We start from the raw sequence: 16,471 nt of genomic DNA on the forward strand, positions 1-16,471 counted from the left end.
GGCGATACGTTGCCCTGCGCGCGTGAAGCGACACGTCCTCACGCGCAGAGCCGCGAGCGACACGTCGCAGCTCCGGGCGGCCGGAAAACGGCCATCACAATGACACCATCGTCCTTACGCCGGCTCCCTCGCGGGCGCAAGAGGGGCGCCGCACGGCGCCGCGGCAGAACCGGCCGCAGCGCGGCGTCAGGCGCCGAATCTGCGCGAATCGGGCGACCGTCGCGACGACCTCACGGCGCGCCCGCGAGAAACCGGTGATCGAAACCCGCGAGGTCGTTACTCCTTGGGCGCACGGGCTCGGACGTGCGCACCGCGCTCATGCAGCCGCGTTCCTGACGCAGAAGACGGGCTTCGCGCGCCGGGGATGCAGCTGTCTCGAAGGACAGATCGACGCTGTCGCCCGGTCAGCCGATCACGACCGCCGCGCCGGCCTCGCGGTCGGCGGCGCCGCCGGTGAACCCGCGCAGCGCGGGGATGAAAGACAGCTGGTAATCGCGGGCTTCCGCGCAGTCGCGGGCCCAGACGTCCGGGTAGACACCCTTCAGACACATTTGTCGTGTCCCTCCGCAAGCTGTCGCTCACTGGCGAGGGCGGGCGAGACGTTCTATTTTGCCGGCCATGAGATGCGAACGACTCTTACTGCTTGGGTTGCTGGGCCTCGGCTCTGCCTGTAGCTCCGACAAGGGCGACACGACCGAGACCGGCGGCGGCTTCCCCGACGAGCTGGCGATGGGCTGCGGGATCACGAGCCCGTGCGACGACATCGTGCTGCGCTGCGGGAGTGACCGGTGGAGCGAGGGGTGCATCGAGCCGTACTCGACGGAGACGCAGTGCGTGCTCGAGCGGCTGGCGGCCGGCGAGCGGTTCCCGCTGCGCTACGACGTCAACGGGTTCAACGGCGAGGTCGAGTGGTACGACCTCGTGTTCGACGGCGAGGGCGGGGCCCTGCGGCAGAACTGGCTCGAAGACCCGGGCTCCTCCGACGCGGCCCCGGAGGGCCCGGTCGAGCGCTGCGTCCTCAAGCCGCTCGATTTCTTCGCAAACTGCCTGACCGTCGCCGCCGACGACCCGGCGCACGCCCAGTGCATGCTGTGGTCGGCGTGGTTCGAGAGCTGCGAGGCGGCGGCCGAGCCGATGTGCCCGACGCCCTGAAGCTCACCGGATATGTCCAGGAGGACATGTCACATGGGCCATGTAGTCACTGGCAGGTGATCGAGGTGACCTGGGTGCCGTCGTTGCACTGCCAGTAGTTGAGCTGCTGGTTGAGCCAGTAGCCGTCCTGCCAGTCGCACCAGTGCCACACGCCCTCGTCGTAGCCGGTGCAGCCGAACAGCCGGCCCTGCGGCGGGTCGCACGCGCGGTTGCCGTAGCCGACCTGGCCGCTCCAGCCGGAGAAGCCGAGCTGGTGCACCAGGCGTTGTAGTCGTTGCCGACGTGCTGCGCCGGCACCCCGTTCTCGACCGTGCCGTACTTGATGAACGGGTTGTTGCAGGTCTTGTTGTTGTTGGACACGCTCTCGCAGCGGGTGAACTGCTGGTTGGTGCCGTTCTGAGGGCACCAGCCGGTGGTGAAGTTGCCGCCGCACTGCGGCGCCTCGATCTGGCACGAGGCGCTGCAGCCGTCGCCGCCGGAGGCGTTGCCGTCGTCGCACTGCTCGACGCCGGCGTACACGAAGGTGTCGCCGCACACGGCCGCCTTGCAGTTGATGCAGGCGTCGGTGCTGACCGCGTTGCCGTCGTCGCAGGCCTCGCCCATCTGCACCACGAGGTCGCCGCAGGTGGCGGCGATGCAGGCGTTGGAGCAGGCGTCGTTGTCGACCGCGTTGCCGTCGTCGCACGCCTCGCCGGGGCCGAGGAAGCCGTCGCCGCACTTCTGCAGGGTGCAGTCGCTCTTGCAAGTGGCGGTGTCGGCGTTGCCCGCCCCGTTGTCGCACTCCTCCATGCCCGCGAGCATGCCGTCGCCGCACACCGGCTCCGACTCCGGCACGCACACGTCGTTTTCGCAGACGAGGCCGTCGTTGCAGGTCATGTTGCCGTAACACGCGCAGAACAGGCCGCCATCGGGGCAACCATCGGTGCCGGCGCTGGTCGCCTGTTCGGTGGTGGTGACCGCGGTGGTGTCGGTGGCCGGCGCGTCGGTGTCGCTGCCGGCGGTGGTGCCGGTGCTCGTGGTGCCCGTGGTGTCGTCGACGCCGTCGGTGTCGGTCGCAGGCGCGGAGGTCGAGCCCATGCCGTCGGTCGGCATGGTCATCGGCGAGGACATCGACATCGGGTTCGACGAATTCGGTGCGCCGGTGAAGGCGGTCCCCTGCGGGTCCTCGCCCGTGGCACAGGCGGTCGCACCGAAGACGCACAGAACCAGGTTCACGGGCCGAAAAGCGCGCGTCACGACGATCGACGGTAGGGTGGAGCGCCGGCGAGGTCAACGCGGCGGCGCGGCTTGAAGTCGAGCGCGAGCGCGAAGCCGACCGCGCTCGCGGGCCCGACTGTCTCGAAAGACAGATTCCCGGTGACGGCGCGAGGGCTCGTCCGACGCAGACCGGGGCCCGCCGCAGCGCCGCGGCGAGCCGGGTTTGCGGCCCCAAAGCGGGCGCTGCGGCCCGCGCGACGACTTCGAGCTCGCGCGGCCGCTCGCAGCCGCGGACGCGCCGCGTTCAAAACATCACACTCCGGCGGCGCGGGATCTCGAAGCCCGGGCGCTCGCGCGCGAGACAGTCGAGGCTCCGGCCCGGGATACGTGAATCGATCCGCGGGATCGCCAGGCCCGGGGTCGCACGCCCGGGCGAAATGCATCCGATCGCGTGGCCGGGGGCGGATGGCGAGGACGTCGCGCGCCCAGCGGGCGCATGCACCGCAGCGGAGCCCGGTTCGCGCCAGGATCGCTCTCGGAGGGGCCTGCGGACGGGTTCACGCCGCGCTGAAGCTTGCGGGCGCGCGGGCATCGTCAATGCTGGCAGCGCCCATGCGTCACTCGATCGCGGTCCTCACGCTGCTCGTCGCCTGTACCACCTCGCGCAGCGATCGCACCGACGCGCCGGCGCCGGCGGAGACCGCGGAGTACAGGGTGGAGGAGTTCGCGGTCGGGCTCGATCGGCCGTGGGCGCTCGAGTTCCTGCCGGACGGGCGCATCCTGCTGACCGAAAGGCCAGGTCGGTTGCGGATCGTCGCGGTCGACGGCTCGGTGTCCGAGCCGCTGGCGAACGTGCCGGAGGTCGCCGCCGAGGACCAGGGCGGGCTGCTCGACGTGGCCCTCGCGCACGACTTCGCCACGTCGAGCCGGATCTACCTGACCTTCGCGGAGCCGCGCGAGGGCGGCTCGGGCACCAGCGTGGCCGCGGCGACGCTGCGTCTCGAGGGGACGCCGCGGCTCGAGGACGTGGCGGTGATCTTCCGCCAACAGCCGACTTTTAATAATGGCAAGCACTTCGGCTCGCGGATCGCGGTGGCGGACGACGGCGCGCTGTTCGTCGGCCTCGGCGAGCGCTTCACCGACGAGACCCGCGAGAAGGCCCAGACCCTCGACAACCACCTCGGCAAGGTCGTGCGAATCAAAGGCGACGGCTCGATCCCGGGCGACAACCCGTTCATCGACGAGCCGGGCGCGTTGCCGGAGATCTGGTCGATCGGCCATCGCAACATCCAATCGGCGGCGATCCACCCCGAGACCCGACAGCTGTGGATCGTCGAGCACGGGCCGAAGGGCGGCGACGAGGTCAACCTGCCCGAGCCGGGCAAGAACTACGGGTGGCCGCGCGTCAGCTACGGCGTCAACTACGACGGCACGCCGGTCGGCACCGGCAAGTCCTCCGGGCCCGGCTTCGTCGAACCGCTGTACTACTGGGTGCCGTCGATCGCGCCGAGCGGGGCGATGTTTTATACCGGCGACGCGTTCCCGGCCTGGCAGGGCGACCTGTTCGTCGGCGCGCTGGTCGAGGAGCACCTGTCCCGCCTCGACCTCGAAGACGGCCGCGTGGTCGGCGAGGAGCGCCTGCTGAGCGACCTCGGCCAGCGCATCCGCGACGTGGCGCAGGGACCCGACGGGCTGGTCTACGTGCTCACCGACAAGGAGAACGCGAAGATCCTCCGGCTCTCGCCGGCCGAGTGAGGTTGAATGGGAACCTGACTGCAAGGCCATGTCATGTCAATCCGGTGCGGGCGTCGGGCAGCCCGCTCAGAACACCGAGGTTGCCACGTAGGGCTCGCTCCACAGCGTGACCTGCAGAGTCACGGCTTTGAACCACGCCGCGTGCATGCCCTCGACGTCTGCGGCGGCGTGGCCCTTCTTGGCCAGGAAGGGCTTGATGGTGGCGGTGATCGGGACGATGAAGGCGATCAGGTAGCGGAGGTGGATCTGCGGGGCCGCCGAGGCCACGCCGTCGGTGCGGTTCTTCTTGGCGGCGGTGTGGCGCAGGCCGATCTCGTGCTGATAATCGAGCCAGGCGCGGTCGTACTGCGCGCCGCAGGTGTCGCGGATCCACTGGCCGAAGCGCTGGCGCACGCGGCCGAGGTACTGCGGGTCGGGGCGGCCGTCGGCGCCGCTGAAGTAATGCACGAGGTGGGCGTTGGCGCCGACGAAGCCGTACCAGACGTCCAGGATCGCTTCGATCTGGTCGCCGAGCACCTCGCCGGCGAGTCGCAGGTAACGGAGGTCCTCGTCGCCGAGCAGGACGGTCTGCTTGAGCAGCGCGAAGTCGGCGTCCGTGACGGGCGAAGGCGCGACCTGGGGAGTGCCGTAGGTGTAACCGGGGATCGAGGTCTGGGACATGCTCGTCGATATGGACGAGTTCGCCGACCGCGAACATCCGACCAAGGTCGGGTGTCGCGGTCCCTGAGGTCAGATGATTCCGAGAGCGATTTCCTGCGGTGATTCGTGGGAGAGGCTACTGACGCGACGTCATGCTTCGTCGGGTCGCAGGTCGAGCCTGGCCTGCGAGGTCTGCGGGTCGTACGGGAACGAGACGTGCTGATGGATCATCTGCCAGGCGCCGCCGATCTTGCGGAACACCCGGGTGCCGCGCGACCAGCTCTCGACCTGCGCCTGGCCGTGCTCCTGCGCCTGCATGCGATTGAGGCCCCAGGTGACCGCGAGGTCGCCGCAGACGAGCACCCGGAGATCGGGGACGTCCCAGCCGATGCCGCCTTGCGTGGCCTCGAAGCCGCGCCGGCACACCTCGCGCACGGCGTCGGCGCCGACGAGCTGCAGCGGGGCCTCGTGCTCGTACGACACCACGTCGCGGGCGATCGGCGCCATCGAGCCCTCGAGGTCGCGGGTCGCGGTGGCCTGCGACCACGCCCGGAACAACGCGCGCAGCTCGGCCTCGGCGGCGCCGCTGGTGGCGATGTGCCGCCCGAGCTTGGCGAAGCACTCGTTCCAGCCCTCGGCGTTGCCGTCGCGCCGCTGCGCCGATTCGAAGCCGGTCTGATGAAAGCGCACTTGAGTGCCGTTGCCGACCGCGGCGAAGGTGACCGTCACGACGGTCTCGGGGCCCGCGCTGCTCTCGCTGACCTGGGTGAGCGTGAACGACAGGCGATCGGGGCGTGACACCTCGTTGAAGCGCCCGCGCTCGCTGAACCGGGCCCCGCGCTCGGAGCGGTACTCGACGCGCCAGCTGCCGTCGGGGCGCGCGTCGACCTCGCAATCGGTGGTGGTGTGACCGTCGGGCGCGAACCATTCGCGTACGTGCTCGGCGCGGATCCAGCTGTCGAACACCAGCTCGCGCGGGGCGTCGAACACGCGCACGATCTCGATCTCACGGTCCTGTGAATCATCCGGTCGGGTCATGGTGCTTGCCTTTGTGCCGCCGCTTCCACCGCTCGTCCAGACGATCGCAGCGGGGGTCCCATAGTCGCCTGTAACCCTCGAACCAGCCGGTCGCTGTCGGCCAGCGGCTCGGCACGGATCCGGCTCGGCCGTCGCTGCGCGTCGCGCTCCCGGACGAACCAGCGGCCTCGAGCACGCGCCTGTGCTTCGACGCCGATCGCACCGTCATGACGAACGATTCGGCGAGGTCCACCTCCGGGGCCGCTCCCGCCCGCAGCCTGGGGGTCTCGCAACATGGTTCGAGGACCAGGTAGCTTTTTACGACTCATCGGTTCTTCAGCGATGCCCCGAGGTGTTTTGACAGTCGAGCCCGGTCGGGCGCATGCGGGGGCCAGCGCCCGCGATGCTGGGGCACCATCGCGACTGCGCAACCCATGCGCCCGACGAGCTGGCGGAGATCTGCGCACCCTGGCCCTGATGAGACCTGTCTCTTCAGCCAGATCGACACCGACGCCGCAGGTCGCGCGACCGGCCGGCACCGAGCTCTACGGTGCCGCGCCGAGCGTCGCCATCGCCCTGCGGAGCTGCTGCTGCCGGGCGTTTGCGGAGCGAGCGGTGACGATGCCGAGGATCACCGCGTACTGCCGCGTCTTGCCGAGCCCCGCGAACGTCCGCGCCGCTCGCGGGCTCGCCGCGAGGGCGGCCGCGAGGTCGGGCGGGACCGTCGCGTCGCGCTGCGACTCGTAGGCCGCGGCCCAGCGCCCGTCGGCCCTCGCGGCCACGACCTCGGCCAGACCGGACGGTCGCATGCGCCCGGCGGCGAGCAGCGCCTCCACCTTGGCCACGTTGATCTGCGACCACCGACTGCCGCGCCGGCGAGGCACGTACTTCTGCAGGTAGTAGACCGCGTCGAGGGCGGCGTGGTACCTGCTGGTCTGGGACCACCTGCGCGGCGCGGTCCGGGCCCTCCGCGTCGATCGCATCGCAGCGGCGAGCGTCACCGAGGCCGCGTTCCGCGTGCGCGAAGCCGAGGCGATGGTCGCCGCCCTGGGCGATATCTTCACCCAGCTGTAACCGCGCGGTGGACACCTGCATCAGCCCGCGGGTATCGTCCGCGCCGATGGCGAATCGCTCTCATCTCTACACGTGCGACGACATCCCGCCGAAGGACGGCTTTTACGCCCGCGGCCTCAGCGAATACAACTGGGACGTCCCGCTCGTCCACAAGGTGATGATGGCGAACGCGCCGCGGGTGGTCCGCTCGGCGATCTGGGCCCGCGACATCGGCGTGCTCGCCGAGCGCGCGGGGGCGTTCGAGCGCACGCTCGCGTTCTTCGCCCGGATCGGCGAGGGCGACCTGCCGGCGCGCGACGGCTTCGACGCCGAGCTCGCGGAGATGAGGGCCTTCCTCGGCGCGACGCCGCCGACGAAGTACCTGCTGCTCGAGGCCGGCGAGATCTTCAGCGTCATGGGCGGCGACCTCGTCGAGCACGCGCGCCGGCTGGTCGGCGAGATCGCGGACCTCGGGGCGCGCGTCGACCGTGCGATCGCCGGCGGCGAAGCGCCCTGGCTCGCCCATGCGCGCGAACTGGCAGAAGGCGGCGCGCCCCGGCTGGTGGAGCGAGGTGCTGTATTACAGCTTCGAGCCGGCCGAGGACGCGCACGAATCGTCGTAGTCGCGCGTCACCAGGTGAGGTGGAAGCGCTGCGCGTTGGTGCCGTTGCAGTCGTAGTGCCAGAGCTGGACCCCGTTGGCGGTGCTGCTGTTCGGCACGTCCATGCAGCGGCCGTTCATGCCGACGAACGAGCCGTTCGGCTGCAGGCGCCACTTCTCGCTGTCGCCCCCGTCGCAGTCCCAGATGTGGTGGCGGTCGCCCTGGTCGCCGTCGCCGCCGTCGATGTCGTAGCAATAGGACGTGTCACCCCACGCGCGGAGCTGCGTCTCGTCGCTGTAGATCCACCGCTGATCGATCCCGTTGTCGCACGTCCACTGGACGATGTCGGTGCCGTCGTCGAAGTCGGCATTGCGCACCTCGAGGCACTTGCCGCTGTTGTCGTTGACGATCTCGAACTGCACCGGGACCGAGCTGCGCAGGCCGACGAGGGGGATCTTGCCGCCGAAGGTGTCGCCGTTGCCGCGGCTGATCATGGTCGCGCCCCAGCCGACCGCCAGGTACATGCGGTAGAACTCGTCGTGCTCGTAGTCGCTGCTCCACAGGTTGACGAGCTGGTTGTTGTCGTCCGCGTTGCTGGTGATCTCCGGCCAGTACTTCGGCGAGCCGACGTTGCCGCAGATGACCCACTTGTTGGTGCCGTACTCGTCGAAGTCGTCGGCGTTGCCCCACGAGTCGAAGTCCTCGGCGCTGCCCGCGTTGGGACAGACGAAGAAGTTGGCGTTCGCGCCGTGGCGGCGGACGTAGTTCTCCATCATGTCGTTCTTGTCGCCGATCGGCCCGCCCATGATGAGGACGATGACCTTGCCCTTCAGGGCGTCGAGCGTCGGCCAGCCCTTCTGGGCCACGCCCTGGCGGATGCTGTCGTAGGCGGTGAAGAAGCGGAGGTCGTCGGGCCGGTACAGCTTGCTGCCGAGCACCTCGGCGACCTGCGCGTGCAGCTCGTCGTACTGCCCGTCGCCCCAGCCCCAGGGGTCGAGGGTCTTCAGGTCGATCTGCACCGTGATCGGCAGGTGCCCCGGGTTGTAGTCGCTCCAATTGCGGATGTCGTGCAAGCAATCGCGCAAGAAGCCGCCCTGACCCCAGCGACAGTTGTTGCTGGTGTCGCCGGCCCAGGCGTCGTGCTTCACCGGGAACTGCCGGGCCCCGTTGACCGTCTTGAACTCGTGCACGTCGAGCTCGAGCGCGCGGAAGCCGTTCCACAGCGCGTAGTCGAGGGCGGGGAACTGGGCCGTCTTCTCGTAGGTGTTGTGCGGGCGGGCGAAGTACACGTCGTTGTAAGGATCGCTGTCCCAGTAGACCCACGCGCTGGGCGCGTCCGCGCGGGCGCTGCCGGGACCGACGGTGAGGGCGAGGAAGGCGCTGCTCACTGTGAGCGGGACGATTTTTTAAAGTGCATCGACTTACCTCAGGGTGATGGCGGATGAATGTTTATGTGTGGACGCGCCGGCGAATCGCGCTTGCAGCCGACGGCTGCAACGACGTCGTGGGTGTCGCAGGACGACCCCGGCGGCGTGGCGGCGATGGGCGCCTGGACGTGAGCGGAGGGTTGGACCGCCGCGGATCACGGCGAGTTTCTCGCATTCCGTGAATTGCGGCGAAACGCGGGTGAGGCGGCGCATCCTCCTCACACCGGGGTTGCGACCGCGTCCTGCGATTCGTCGTACGCGACCCCGTCGTGATTTCGAAGCACGTGGCGCGGACGAACAACCTGTCCTCGTTGCATTCGTCGGGAATAAGGTCAGAGTGATCCGACGGTCGTCATCTCGCGCCCCGGGTGGTGACCGGGCTTGTGTTTGCTCGGGGCGCAGGCAGACGACAAAGGACCGGCGCGCGGCGGTGGCCGACCCGGGAATGAGGAGATTAGCCATGAACAAGTCGATCAAGATCGAGGATCTGCGCGAGCAGGAGGACAGGCGCGAGCTGAGCGACGAGGCGCTCGAGCTCGTCGTGGGCGGCCAGCAGCCGGCCACCAAGACCGACGATCGAGGCGGCGACACCGACGAATACGCGTGAGCGTGCTCGGCGGAGATTTCCACGCAATTGAACCGTGAATTGACCCTGAAAGAGGAAATAGCCATGAAGAAGACCATCGAGATCAAGGACATCATCGAGACCGAGGACGGGCGCGAGCTCAACGACAACGAGCTCGAGCTCGTCACGGGCGGCCAGCAGCCCACGGCGCCCAACACCTCCCAGGACAGCTCCGCCAGCGGCGAGACCGACGACCACTAGCGCGTCGCGCCAGGGACCGCGCAGCGCAGGAAGACCTGAGCACCTCTCCACCACCTGCGCCGACGATGGCGATGACCTGTGAAGCGCGGTCCATACCGCCCGGGAGCGCGTAGCTCCCGGGCGAGGGGAGGGAGCGGCGCGAGAGGCCGCTCCTCCTCTCCTTCACCTCCGACTCATTCATAAAACAAGAGACTTATGATCATCATCCTCACCGGGCCGACCGATCCCCACGCCGACGCCGTCATCGAGCGGCTCGAGCGGCGGGGCGCCGAGTACCTCCGCTTCGACGAGGGCGACTATCCCGCGCGGGCGAACTTGTCGTTCGGGTGCGCCCCGGACGGCCGGACGGCGACGATCCTCCGCACGCAGGAGCGCACCGTCGATCTCGAGCGCGTCTCGACGATCTGGCGCCGGCGGCCGTCGCCGCCGGAGCCGCCTGCAGCGGTCCAGGACCCCGCGTGGCGGCGCTACGTCGAGCTCGAGTGCGAGGCGATGCTCACCGCGGTGTGGCACACGCTGCCGTGCCGGTGGCTGCCCGCGCCGACCTCGGTGCTGCGCCGCGCCGACCTCAAGCCGCTGCAGCTCAAGCTCGCGGCCGAGCTCGGGCTCGAGCTGCCGCCGACGCTCATCACCAGCGATCCGCAGGCGTTCCTCGACTTCTACCGCGAGCACGACGGCGACCTGGTGAGCAAGCTGCTCGGCACGGCGCTGACGAAGGCGCTGGGGGGCTCGCAGCTGGCTCGCTTCACGCAGCGGGTCACCCGCCGCGACGTCGGCTACGCGGACAGCATCCGCTACGCGCCGATGATCTTCCAGGCCTACGTGCCGAAGCAGGTGGAGCTGCGGATCACGGTCGTCGGCGAGCAGGTCTTCGCCGCCGAGATCCACTCGCAGAAGGCCAACCGCACGCGCGTGGACTGGCGGCGTTATGACATGACCCACACCCTCATTATCCGCACACCCTGCCGGACGACGTCCGGCGCGGCTGCCCGAGCTGGTGCGGCGGCTCGGCCTCCGTTACGGCGCCATCGACATGGTGCTCACCCCCGACGGCAGGTACGTGTTCCTCGAGATCAACCCCAACGGCCAGTACCTGTGGATCGAGACGAGCACGGGGCTGCCGATCAGCGACGCGATTTGCGACCTGCTCATGGAGCGCGAGGCGGCCTGAGCGCGCAGGAGGATGACGACATGAACAGCGAGATCAGCAAGACGACGATCGAGATCCTGGACGAGATGGTCCGGCTGGCCGGCGAGCGGCTGTCGCCGCGAGACGGCGAGCGGCGCCTGCGGCAGGTCGCGCGCGACAAGCAGGGAGTCGAGCTGGACGTGCTCTGGGAGCAGGAGGCGATGAACAGCGGCGTGCACTACGACGCGCTGCTCCGCGTACCCGGCCAGGGCACCGTGTCGGTGGGCTACTGCCCCGATCGCGGCGTCCCTGGGCGCTGCGGGGCGCGTTCCGCTGGAGCGAGAACGAGATGCTGCGCGTCAACGAGAAGCGCATGACGATCCCCGACGTGGTCGCGCTGCTCGACTTCCTGTGGGACACGCCCTACCTCACCGATCGCCTGGTCGAGACCGCGCTGGTCGCCGAGGCGCTGGACCGCGACCCCGCGGCGTTCGAGCCGACGCGCGAGGAGCTGCAGACCGCCGTGGACGGGTTCCGCAAGCGACGCGGCCTGTTCACCGCCGAGGCGACGATGCGCTGGTTGGAGCAGCACGGCACCACGGTGCAGAGCCTCGAGCAGCTGGTCGACGGCTTCGCGCGCGCGACCAGCTGCGGGACCACGTGACCGCCGGGCGCGAGGAGGCGTACTTCGCCGAGCACCGGGCCGAGTTCGACGCGGCGGTGATCGCCCGCATCGTCGTCCCCGGCCGCGAGCGCGCGCTGTCGCTGTGCGCGGGCCTCCGCGCGGGCGAGGTCGACCTGCTGGACGCGGCCACGACGGCGCTGCGGGCCCCGGGGCGGACCGACCTGCCGTGGCAGCAGCCGCCTCCGCTGCTCGCTCGCGTGCGCCGCGGCGACCTGCCGGAGGCGCGCGCCGCGGCGGTCTTCTCCGCCGCGCCCGGCACGGTGCTCGACCCGCTCGACACGCCCGCCGGCCACGAGATCCTCGTGGTGCGGGCGATCGAGCCGGCGACCTTCGATCCGGCGACGCGCCGGGCGGTCCGCGATCGGCTGTTCGAGACGTGGCTGGCCGAGCGCCGCGCGGCGGCGAAGATCCGGTGGGTCTGGGGTCAGCAGCCGTGAGCGCGAGGTCGCCGAATCGGCGAATCGACGGAGCGCGGCGAGGCCTGCCGCGCCCGCCTCCATTCATGGCAGTCGGGTGATGTACTGCGCGTCCGCGTAGGTCTCGAACGACGTGCCTTTCGGGCACTCGGGGACCTTGCGCTTGCTCAGGCAGTCGATGTCGGTGAGCCGGCCCTTGCCGTGGCAGAGCAGGCCGCTCGGGCCCACACGGCCTCCACCGGGTTGTCGGCGTGTTCTGGACTGGCGCCGTGGATCCCCCAGCGGTCCTCGAGCACCAGCTCCACGCCGGGCTTCGTGTGCGAGTCCCCGTCGTAGCAATAATCGGCGCGGAGCACCCGGATGGCGATCTCGAACAATTCGAGGTCCCCCTGCGACCTCGCCCAATCATAGTACCCCAGATCGGCGGCCTTGCCGGTCGCGCCTGTGTCGCAGGCGAGGTAGAGCAGCCCGGGGACCTCCGAGACCTCGCCGTTGTCCTCGTCGACGCTCAGCCCCGACAGCACCCGCGCGTGGCCGGGGCCGTCCTGGCCTTCGGGACAGTTCGGCTTCTTGACGGCGTTATCGTGGTGGTAGAACTGGTAGTGCGGCGCGGCGCCGTCGTCGACGATGTGGTGCAGGACCATCGGGATCTCGAGCAGGCCCGATTGGAAGCTGATGATCCACTGCGAGCCGAGCAGCGCCTCGCCGCTGTACTTGAGGCCGAGCCAGTCGTAGCCGACCAGCTCGCCCGCCTCCTCCGCTACTTGCAGCACCTCGATGTTGCCCGCGAGGCTGACCGAGTCGAGCCCCGGGCCGATGTGTGGTTGGCCCAGCGGCTCGAGCTCGGAGAAGACCTGGTCGTCGAGCGCGTGGGTGTTGAACACGGTGCCGCCGCTCGAATTGCCGCCGGTGATGAGGACGCCGCGCAGCGCGACGTCGTCGTCTTCTTCGGGGGCGCAGGCGATCAGCAGGAGGGACGCGAGGAGGGAGACGACAGGGGACCGGGACTGTAAGACAGGACGCATGCCCGCCGCCTGTGCAAGTCCCGGGCCTGGGGTGGGGGCGCGGGACCGCGCCGATTTGCCGGGCCGCGGTCACGCCGTTAGCCTCCCGCGGTGACCCGCGAGCCCGTCGCGCCGCCCGAGGTCCCTTCGCGGGGTCCGGCCTCCTCGCGACCCCCACCAGCGCGGTCGATCCCGCCGCGTCGGGGGCCCCTTCGCGAGACACGGTGCCGCTCCGGACCGCCACCACCGCGGCCATCGAGGCCGCGTCGCCGCGGGCCGCTTCCTTCGAGCTCGCCGAGCTCTCCCGGGTCACGCTCGCGCCCGACGACGCGCTGGCCGACGAGCTGGGGCGCCTCGGAAGCCCCGCCGCCGCGCCCGTGCGGCTCGGTCGCTTCACCGTGCTGGGGCGCCTCGGCGAGGGCGGCATGGGCGTGGTGTACGCCGCCTACGACGAGCTGCTCGACCGCAAGGTCGCGCTCAAGCTGCTGCACCACGACGGCGGCCGCAACGACGACCGGCTGCTGCGCGAGGCGCAGGCCATGGCCCGCCTGTCGCATCCCAACATCGTCTCGGTGTTCGAGGTCGTCGGCCTCGGCGCGCAGCACTTCATCGCCATGGAGTTCGTCCGCGGCCAGAGCCTCGACGCCTGGCTGGCCGCGAAGGCCCGCGGCTGGCAGGAGGTGCTGCCGGTGCTGCTCGCGTCCGGTCGCGGCCTCGCGGCGGCGCACCGGGCCGGCATCGTCCACCGCGACTACAAGCCGCACAACACCCTGGTCGGCGTCGACGGCAGCGTGAAGGTGGCCGACTTCGGGCTCGCGCGGGCCTTCGACACCGGCGAGACCGAGCCGGCGCCGGTGCCCGCCTCGTCCGGGCGGCGGATGCTGCAGCTCGCGCTCACGCGGGCCGGCGCGGTCCTGGGCACGCCCGCGTACATGGCCCCCGAGCAGCACGCCGGCCTGGCCTGCGACGAGCGCAGCGACCAGTTCAGCTTCTGCGTCACGGCCTACGAGGCGCTGTACGGCGCGCCGCCGTTCCCGCGCACCTCGGTGGCGGCCCTGCGCGCGGCGATCGAGCGCGGCGAGGTCCAGGCGGCCCCGCCCGGGGCGACCGTCCCGGCGTGGCTGCGGCGGGCCGTCGTGCGCGGCCTGGCGGCCGACCCGGCGCGCCGCTATCCGTCGATGGACGCGCTGCTGGCCGCCCTCGCCGACGACCCGGCCCGGGCCCATCGCCGCCGCCTCCGCACCGGCCTGTTCGGCGCCGCCCTGGGCGCGTTCGGCCTGCTCTGCGGCTGGTTCTTCGCCGCCTCCGAGGCCCAGGCCTGTCCCGACGGCGCGGCCGCCCTGCGCGGCGTCTGGGACGACCCCCGGCGCGAGCAGCTCGGCGCGGCCATGCTCGCCCTCCGCCAGCCCTACGCGCCGGCCACCTGGGCCCACCTCGAGGCCCGCCTCGCCGCCTACGCCGCCGACTGGGCGACCATGCACGACGACGCCTGCCAGGCCCACCGCGCCGGTCGCCAGTCGGACACCCAGTACGACCTGCGCATGCGCTGCCTCGAGCTGCGGCGCACCGACCTCGCGGCGCTCACCGACGTGCTCGCCCACGTCGACGACGCGACCCTGCAGGGCGCGGCGCTGGCCGCCGACGCCTTGCCGCCGATCGCCGCCTGCGGCGACCTCGACGCCCTGCTCGCCGATCCCCTGCGCCCGCCGCGAGACCCGGCCGTCGCGTCCGCCGTCGCGCGCTTCCAGGCCGGCCTCGCCCGCGTGCGCGCCCTCGAGAGCGCCGGCCTCTACGACCGCGCCGTCGCGGCCGCCGACGCCCTCGCGCCCGAGCTCGCCGCCACCGGGCACCGCCCCTTCGCCGCCGAGCTGGCGCTGTACCGCGGTCGCGCCCTCCTCGGCCGCGACCCCGCGGCCGCCGACGAGGCCTTCACCGCGGCCTTCCGCGACGGCCTGAGCAGCGGCCACGACCGCGTCGCCGCCGAGGCATTGGCTCGCCGGATCTACGTCCGCGGCTACCGCTTCGGCCAGCCCGCCGACGCCGCCCGCGATCAGGAGGTCGCCCTCGCCCTGCTGGGCCGCGTCGACGACCCCGACGCTCTGCGCGGCGAGCTCCTCAACAACGCCGGCGCCGTGGCTCTCGGCCAGAGCGACTGGGGCCGCGCCGAGGCGCTGTTCGTCGCCGCGATCGCGGCCAAGACCGCCGCCGTCGGCCCCGACGCGGGCGAGCTGGTCTACACCCACGCCAACCTCGGGACCCTGCGCAACGACCTCTACCGCACCGGGGCCGCGATCGAGGCCCTGCGGGCCGCGCTGACGATCGGCGAGCGGGCGTTCGGCGCCGCCCATCCGACGACCCTGCTGGTGCGCGCCAACCTGGGCATGGCCTCCCTCAAGCACCGCCGCCTGGCGGACGCCGAGGCGCTCCTGCTCGGCGTGCGTGCGGACGCCGAGGCCCGCCCCGACCCCGACCACGCCGCCCTCGCCTTCGTCGAGCCGCACTGGCGTGGCTGGCCACCGTGCGCCGGAGGCCGGGCGAGGCCTTCGACCACCTCGCCATCGCCCAGACCTTGCTCGCGCGCAGCGACGACCCGCTCGCCGCCGCCAACATCGCCGTGTTGCAGGCCCACGCCGCCGCCCTCGCCGGGGACGGTGCCGCCGCCCGACAGCACCTCGCGCGCGCCGAGGCCCTGCTCGCGCAGGCGCTCCCGCCCGGCCACGCGCGGCGCCTCGAGCTGGAGAGCGACCGCGCCGAGCTTGAGCTGACGCTCGGCCGCCCCGCGGAGGCCCTGACCGCCGCGCGCTCGGTGGCCCAGCAGCTGCGCCGCGTCCCCAGCCTCGGGCTGTCGCTGGCGCGCGCGCGCAGCTCGAGGCGCGCGCGTACCGGGCGCTGGGCCGCCACGACGAGGCGCTCGTCGCCAGCGAGGCCGCCGTCGCCGTGCTCGCCGAGGTCGTCGCCGAGGACAACCCGCGCACGGCCCAGACGCTGGCGCTGCTGGGCCTCTGCGAAGCGGCCGCGGGGCGCAGCTCGCAGGCGCGCGGGCACCTCGAGCGCGCCGAGCAGATCTACGAAGCCGAGGCCGACGCCGACCTGCCCGCGCTGGCGCAGGTGCGCTTCGATCGCGCCGTCCTGCTCGCCGCCGACGACCCGGAAGCCGCGCGTCGCCTCGCCGAGGCCGCCCTCGCGGTGCTGGCCGCCGCCGACGGCTACGCGAGCGAGGCAGACGTCGTTCGGACCTGGCTCGCCGCCCGCTGACCGGCCGCGCGGCCTGGCAGTGGCCTGCGAGGCCACCACGCGCGGGTCGTGGACGGCGAGTCCACGACCTCCGCGTTCGTGCGCTCCGCCGTCCACATCGGCCCGGGGCGCAATGGGGGGCGCGATCGTGGGCGTCGTCGACGTGCTCGAAGAGCCGCGCGGCGGTGCTCGACCCCGGCGAACGACTCGCACGCGAAACGGGTGAATATCATATGTCTATCGGGACATGTCCTCCGCGCCAGGCTAAAGTATCGGAACGAGCCCGTGCGAGGCGGAGGCGCCACTATTGACATTTGTCCATCGGGACATGCTTCG

At 71.3% G+C, this 16,471-nt stretch carries 17 protein-coding genes and 1 pseudogene; 11 read left to right on the forward strand and 7 right to left on the reverse strand.

All coding sequences use genetic code 11. The annotated features are described in order from the left end of the window. Window positions 1–404: 404 nt before the first annotated feature. Window positions 405–551 (reverse strand): hypothetical protein, encoded by a 147-nt coding sequence (locus OV079_RS44885; RefSeq protein ID WP_267776005.1) that lies wholly within the window; start codon window positions 549–551, stop codon window positions 405–407. 97 nt (window positions 552–648) lie between these two features. Here OV079_RS44885 and OV079_RS44890 point away from each other — a divergent pair, with 97 nt between their 5' ends. Continuing rightward, window positions 649–1,152, forward strand: coding sequence for a hypothetical protein (locus OV079_RS44890; RefSeq protein ID WP_267776007.1), 504 nt, complete (start codon window positions 649–651; stop codon window positions 1,150–1,152). Between the two features lie 3 nt (window positions 1,153–1,155). Here the strand turns inward: OV079_RS44890 and OV079_RS44895 are convergent, their stop codons facing one another. Continuing rightward, window positions 1,156–2,250: a DUF4215 domain-containing protein gene (locus OV079_RS44895; protein WP_267776009.1), complete on the reverse strand. Its 1,095-nt coding sequence runs from the start codon at window positions 2,248–2,250 to the stop codon at window positions 1,156–1,158. Window positions 2,251–2,961: 711 nt separating this feature from the next. Here OV079_RS44895 and OV079_RS44900 point away from each other — a divergent pair. After that, window positions 2,962–4,104 (forward strand): PQQ-dependent sugar dehydrogenase, encoded by a 1,143-nt coding sequence (locus tag OV079_RS44900; RefSeq protein ID WP_267776010.1) that lies wholly within the window; start codon window positions 2,962–2,964, stop codon window positions 4,102–4,104. Between the two features lie 66 nt (window positions 4,105–4,170). Here the strand turns inward: OV079_RS44900 and OV079_RS44905 are convergent, their stop codons facing one another. The 3 genes from OV079_RS44905 to OV079_RS44915 all read right to left on the reverse strand — a co-directional run bounded on the left by OV079_RS44905 (window position 4,171) and on the right by OV079_RS44915 (window position 6,743). Continuing rightward, window positions 4,171–4,764 carry a protoglobin domain-containing protein gene (locus tag OV079_RS44905; RefSeq protein WP_267776012.1) on the reverse strand — a complete coding sequence of 198 codons (594 nt, stop codon included), beginning with the start codon at window positions 4,762–4,764 and terminating at the stop codon, window positions 4,171–4,173. Window positions 4,765–4,893: 129 nt separating this feature from the next. Further along, window positions 4,894–5,781, reverse strand: coding sequence for an SRPBCC domain-containing protein (locus tag OV079_RS44910; RefSeq protein ID WP_267776014.1), 888 nt, complete (start codon window positions 5,779–5,781; stop codon window positions 4,894–4,896). A 524-nt stretch (window positions 5,782–6,305) separates the two neighbouring features. Next, window positions 6,306–6,743, reverse strand: a complete 438-nt coding sequence (locus OV079_RS44915) for a YdeI/OmpD-associated family protein (protein WP_267776015.1) — start codon at window positions 6,741–6,743, stop codon at window positions 6,306–6,308. On the opposite strand from OV079_RS44915, the gene OV079_RS59645 reads away from it, so the two are divergent. Then, window positions 6,706–6,834, forward strand: a complete 129-nt coding sequence (locus OV079_RS59645) for a hypothetical protein (protein ID WP_267778794.1) — start codon at window positions 6,706–6,708, stop codon at window positions 6,832–6,834. The two genes, OV079_RS44915 and OV079_RS59645, sit on opposite strands and share 38 nt — an antisense overlap. A 46-nt stretch (window positions 6,835–6,880) precedes the next feature. Next, window positions 6,881–7,492 carry a DUF7822 domain-containing protein gene (locus OV079_RS44925; protein WP_267776016.1) on the forward strand — a complete coding sequence of 204 codons (612 nt, stop codon included), beginning with the start codon at window positions 6,881–6,883 and terminating at the stop codon, window positions 7,490–7,492. On the opposite strand, the gene OV079_RS44930 is transcribed toward OV079_RS44925, so the two are convergent. Continuing rightward, complete coding sequence (locus OV079_RS44930; RefSeq protein ID WP_267776018.1) at window positions 7,444–8,802, reverse strand: Ca2+-dependent phosphoinositide-specific phospholipase C; 1,359 nt, start codon at window positions 8,800–8,802, stop codon at window positions 7,444–7,446. The genes OV079_RS44925 and OV079_RS44930 overlap by 49 nt on opposite strands. 499 nt (window positions 8,803–9,301) lie before the next feature. Here OV079_RS44930 and OV079_RS44935 point away from each other — a divergent pair, with 499 nt between their 5' ends. The 5 genes from OV079_RS44935 to OV079_RS44955 all read left to right on the forward strand — a co-directional run bounded on the left by OV079_RS44935 (window position 9,302) and on the right by OV079_RS44955 (window position 11,918). Beyond that, the gene (locus OV079_RS44935) at window positions 9,302–9,448 is read left to right on the forward strand and encodes a hypothetical protein (protein WP_267776019.1); all 147 of its coding nucleotides are present in this window, start codon (window positions 9,302–9,304) and stop codon (window positions 9,446–9,448) included. Window positions 9,449–9,511: 63 nt separating this feature from the next. Beyond that, window positions 9,512–9,667 (forward strand): hypothetical protein, encoded by a 156-nt coding sequence (locus OV079_RS44940; RefSeq protein WP_267776020.1) that lies wholly within the window; start codon window positions 9,512–9,514, stop codon window positions 9,665–9,667. 195 nt (window positions 9,668–9,862) lie between these two features. Beyond that, window positions 9,863–11,173 carry an ATP-grasp domain-containing protein gene (locus OV079_RS44945; protein ID WP_267776021.1) on the forward strand — a complete coding sequence of 437 codons (1,311 nt, stop codon included), beginning with the start codon at window positions 9,863–9,865 and terminating at the stop codon, window positions 11,171–11,173. Then, window positions 11,146–11,460, forward strand: coding sequence for a hypothetical protein (locus OV079_RS44950; RefSeq protein WP_267776022.1), 315 nt, complete (start codon window positions 11,146–11,148; stop codon window positions 11,458–11,460). The genes OV079_RS44945 and OV079_RS44950 overlap by 28 nt, the downstream gene beginning before the upstream one ends. Next, window positions 11,457–11,918: a peptidyl-prolyl cis-trans isomerase gene (locus tag OV079_RS44955; RefSeq protein WP_267776024.1), complete on the forward strand. Its 462-nt coding sequence runs from the start codon at window positions 11,457–11,459 to the stop codon at window positions 11,916–11,918. The genes OV079_RS44950 and OV079_RS44955 overlap by 4 nt, the downstream gene beginning before the upstream one ends. 146 nt (window positions 11,919–12,064) lie before the next feature. Here OV079_RS44955 and OV079_RS44960 read toward each other — a convergent pair whose 3' ends face one another. Then, the gene (locus OV079_RS44960) at window positions 12,065–12,922 is read right to left on the reverse strand and encodes an ADYC domain-containing protein (RefSeq protein ID WP_267776026.1); all 858 of its coding nucleotides are present in this window, start codon (window positions 12,920–12,922) and stop codon (window positions 12,065–12,067) included. Between the two features lie 203 nt (window positions 12,923–13,125). Between OV079_RS44960 and OV079_RS44965 the strand changes: the two genes are divergently transcribed. Both OV079_RS44965 and OV079_RS44970 read left to right on the forward strand, forming a co-directional pair. Next, on the forward strand, window positions 13,126–15,666 hold the full coding sequence (locus tag OV079_RS44965; RefSeq protein ID WP_267776028.1) for a serine/threonine-protein kinase: 2,541 nt from the start codon (window positions 13,126–13,128) through the stop codon (window positions 15,664–15,666). Between the two features lie 118 nt (window positions 15,667–15,784). Continuing rightward, window positions 15,785–16,156: pseudogene (locus OV079_RS44970) on the forward strand (tetratricopeptide repeat protein); the annotation flags it as partial. Between the last annotated feature and the right edge of the window lie 315 nt (window positions 16,157–16,471).

Origin of the sequence: Nannocystis pusilla (assembly GCF_026626665.1) — a bacterium.
Classification (GTDB): domain Bacteria; phylum Myxococcota_A; class Polyangia; order Nannocystales; family Nannocystaceae; genus Nannocystis; species Nannocystis pusilla.

Bases quoted from the DNA above. Each gene is read 5' to 3' on its own strand.
- OV079_RS44885 (WP_267776005.1), bottom strand. From the start codon at position 551: ATGTGTCTGAAGGGTGTCTACCCGGACGTCTGGGCCCGCGACTGCGCG.
- OV079_RS44895 (WP_267776009.1), bottom strand. From the start codon at position 2,250: ATGACCATGCCGACCGACGGCATGGGCTCGACCTCCGCGCCTGCGACC.
- OV079_RS44900 (WP_267776010.1), top strand. From the start codon at position 2,962: ATGCGTCACTCGATCGCGGTCCTCACGCTGCTCGTCGCCTGTACCACC.
- OV079_RS44905 (WP_267776012.1), bottom strand. From the start codon at position 4,764: ATGTCCCAGACCTCGATCCCCGGTTACACCTACGGCACTCCCCAGGTC.
- OV079_RS44910 (WP_267776014.1), bottom strand. From the start codon at position 5,781: ATGACCCGACCGGATGATTCACAGGACCGTGAGATCGAGATCGTGCGC.
- OV079_RS44915 (WP_267776015.1), bottom strand. From the start codon at position 6,743: ATGCGATCGACGCGGAGGGCCCGGACCGCGCCGCGCAGGTGGTCCCAG.
- OV079_RS44925 (WP_267776016.1), top strand. From the start codon at position 6,881: ATGGCGAATCGCTCTCATCTCTACACGTGCGACGACATCCCGCCGAAG.
- OV079_RS44935 (WP_267776019.1), top strand. From the start codon at position 9,302: ATGAACAAGTCGATCAAGATCGAGGATCTGCGCGAGCAGGAGGACAGG.
- OV079_RS44940 (WP_267776020.1), top strand. From the start codon at position 9,512: ATGAAGAAGACCATCGAGATCAAGGACATCATCGAGACCGAGGACGGG.
- OV079_RS44945 (WP_267776021.1), top strand. From the start codon at position 9,863: ATGATCATCATCCTCACCGGGCCGACCGATCCCCACGCCGACGCCGTC.
- OV079_RS44950 (WP_267776022.1), top strand. From the start codon at position 11,146: ATGCTGCGCGTCAACGAGAAGCGCATGACGATCCCCGACGTGGTCGCG.
- OV079_RS44960 (WP_267776026.1), bottom strand. From the start codon at position 12,922: ATGCGTCCTGTCTTACAGTCCCGGTCCCCTGTCGTCTCCCTCCTCGCG.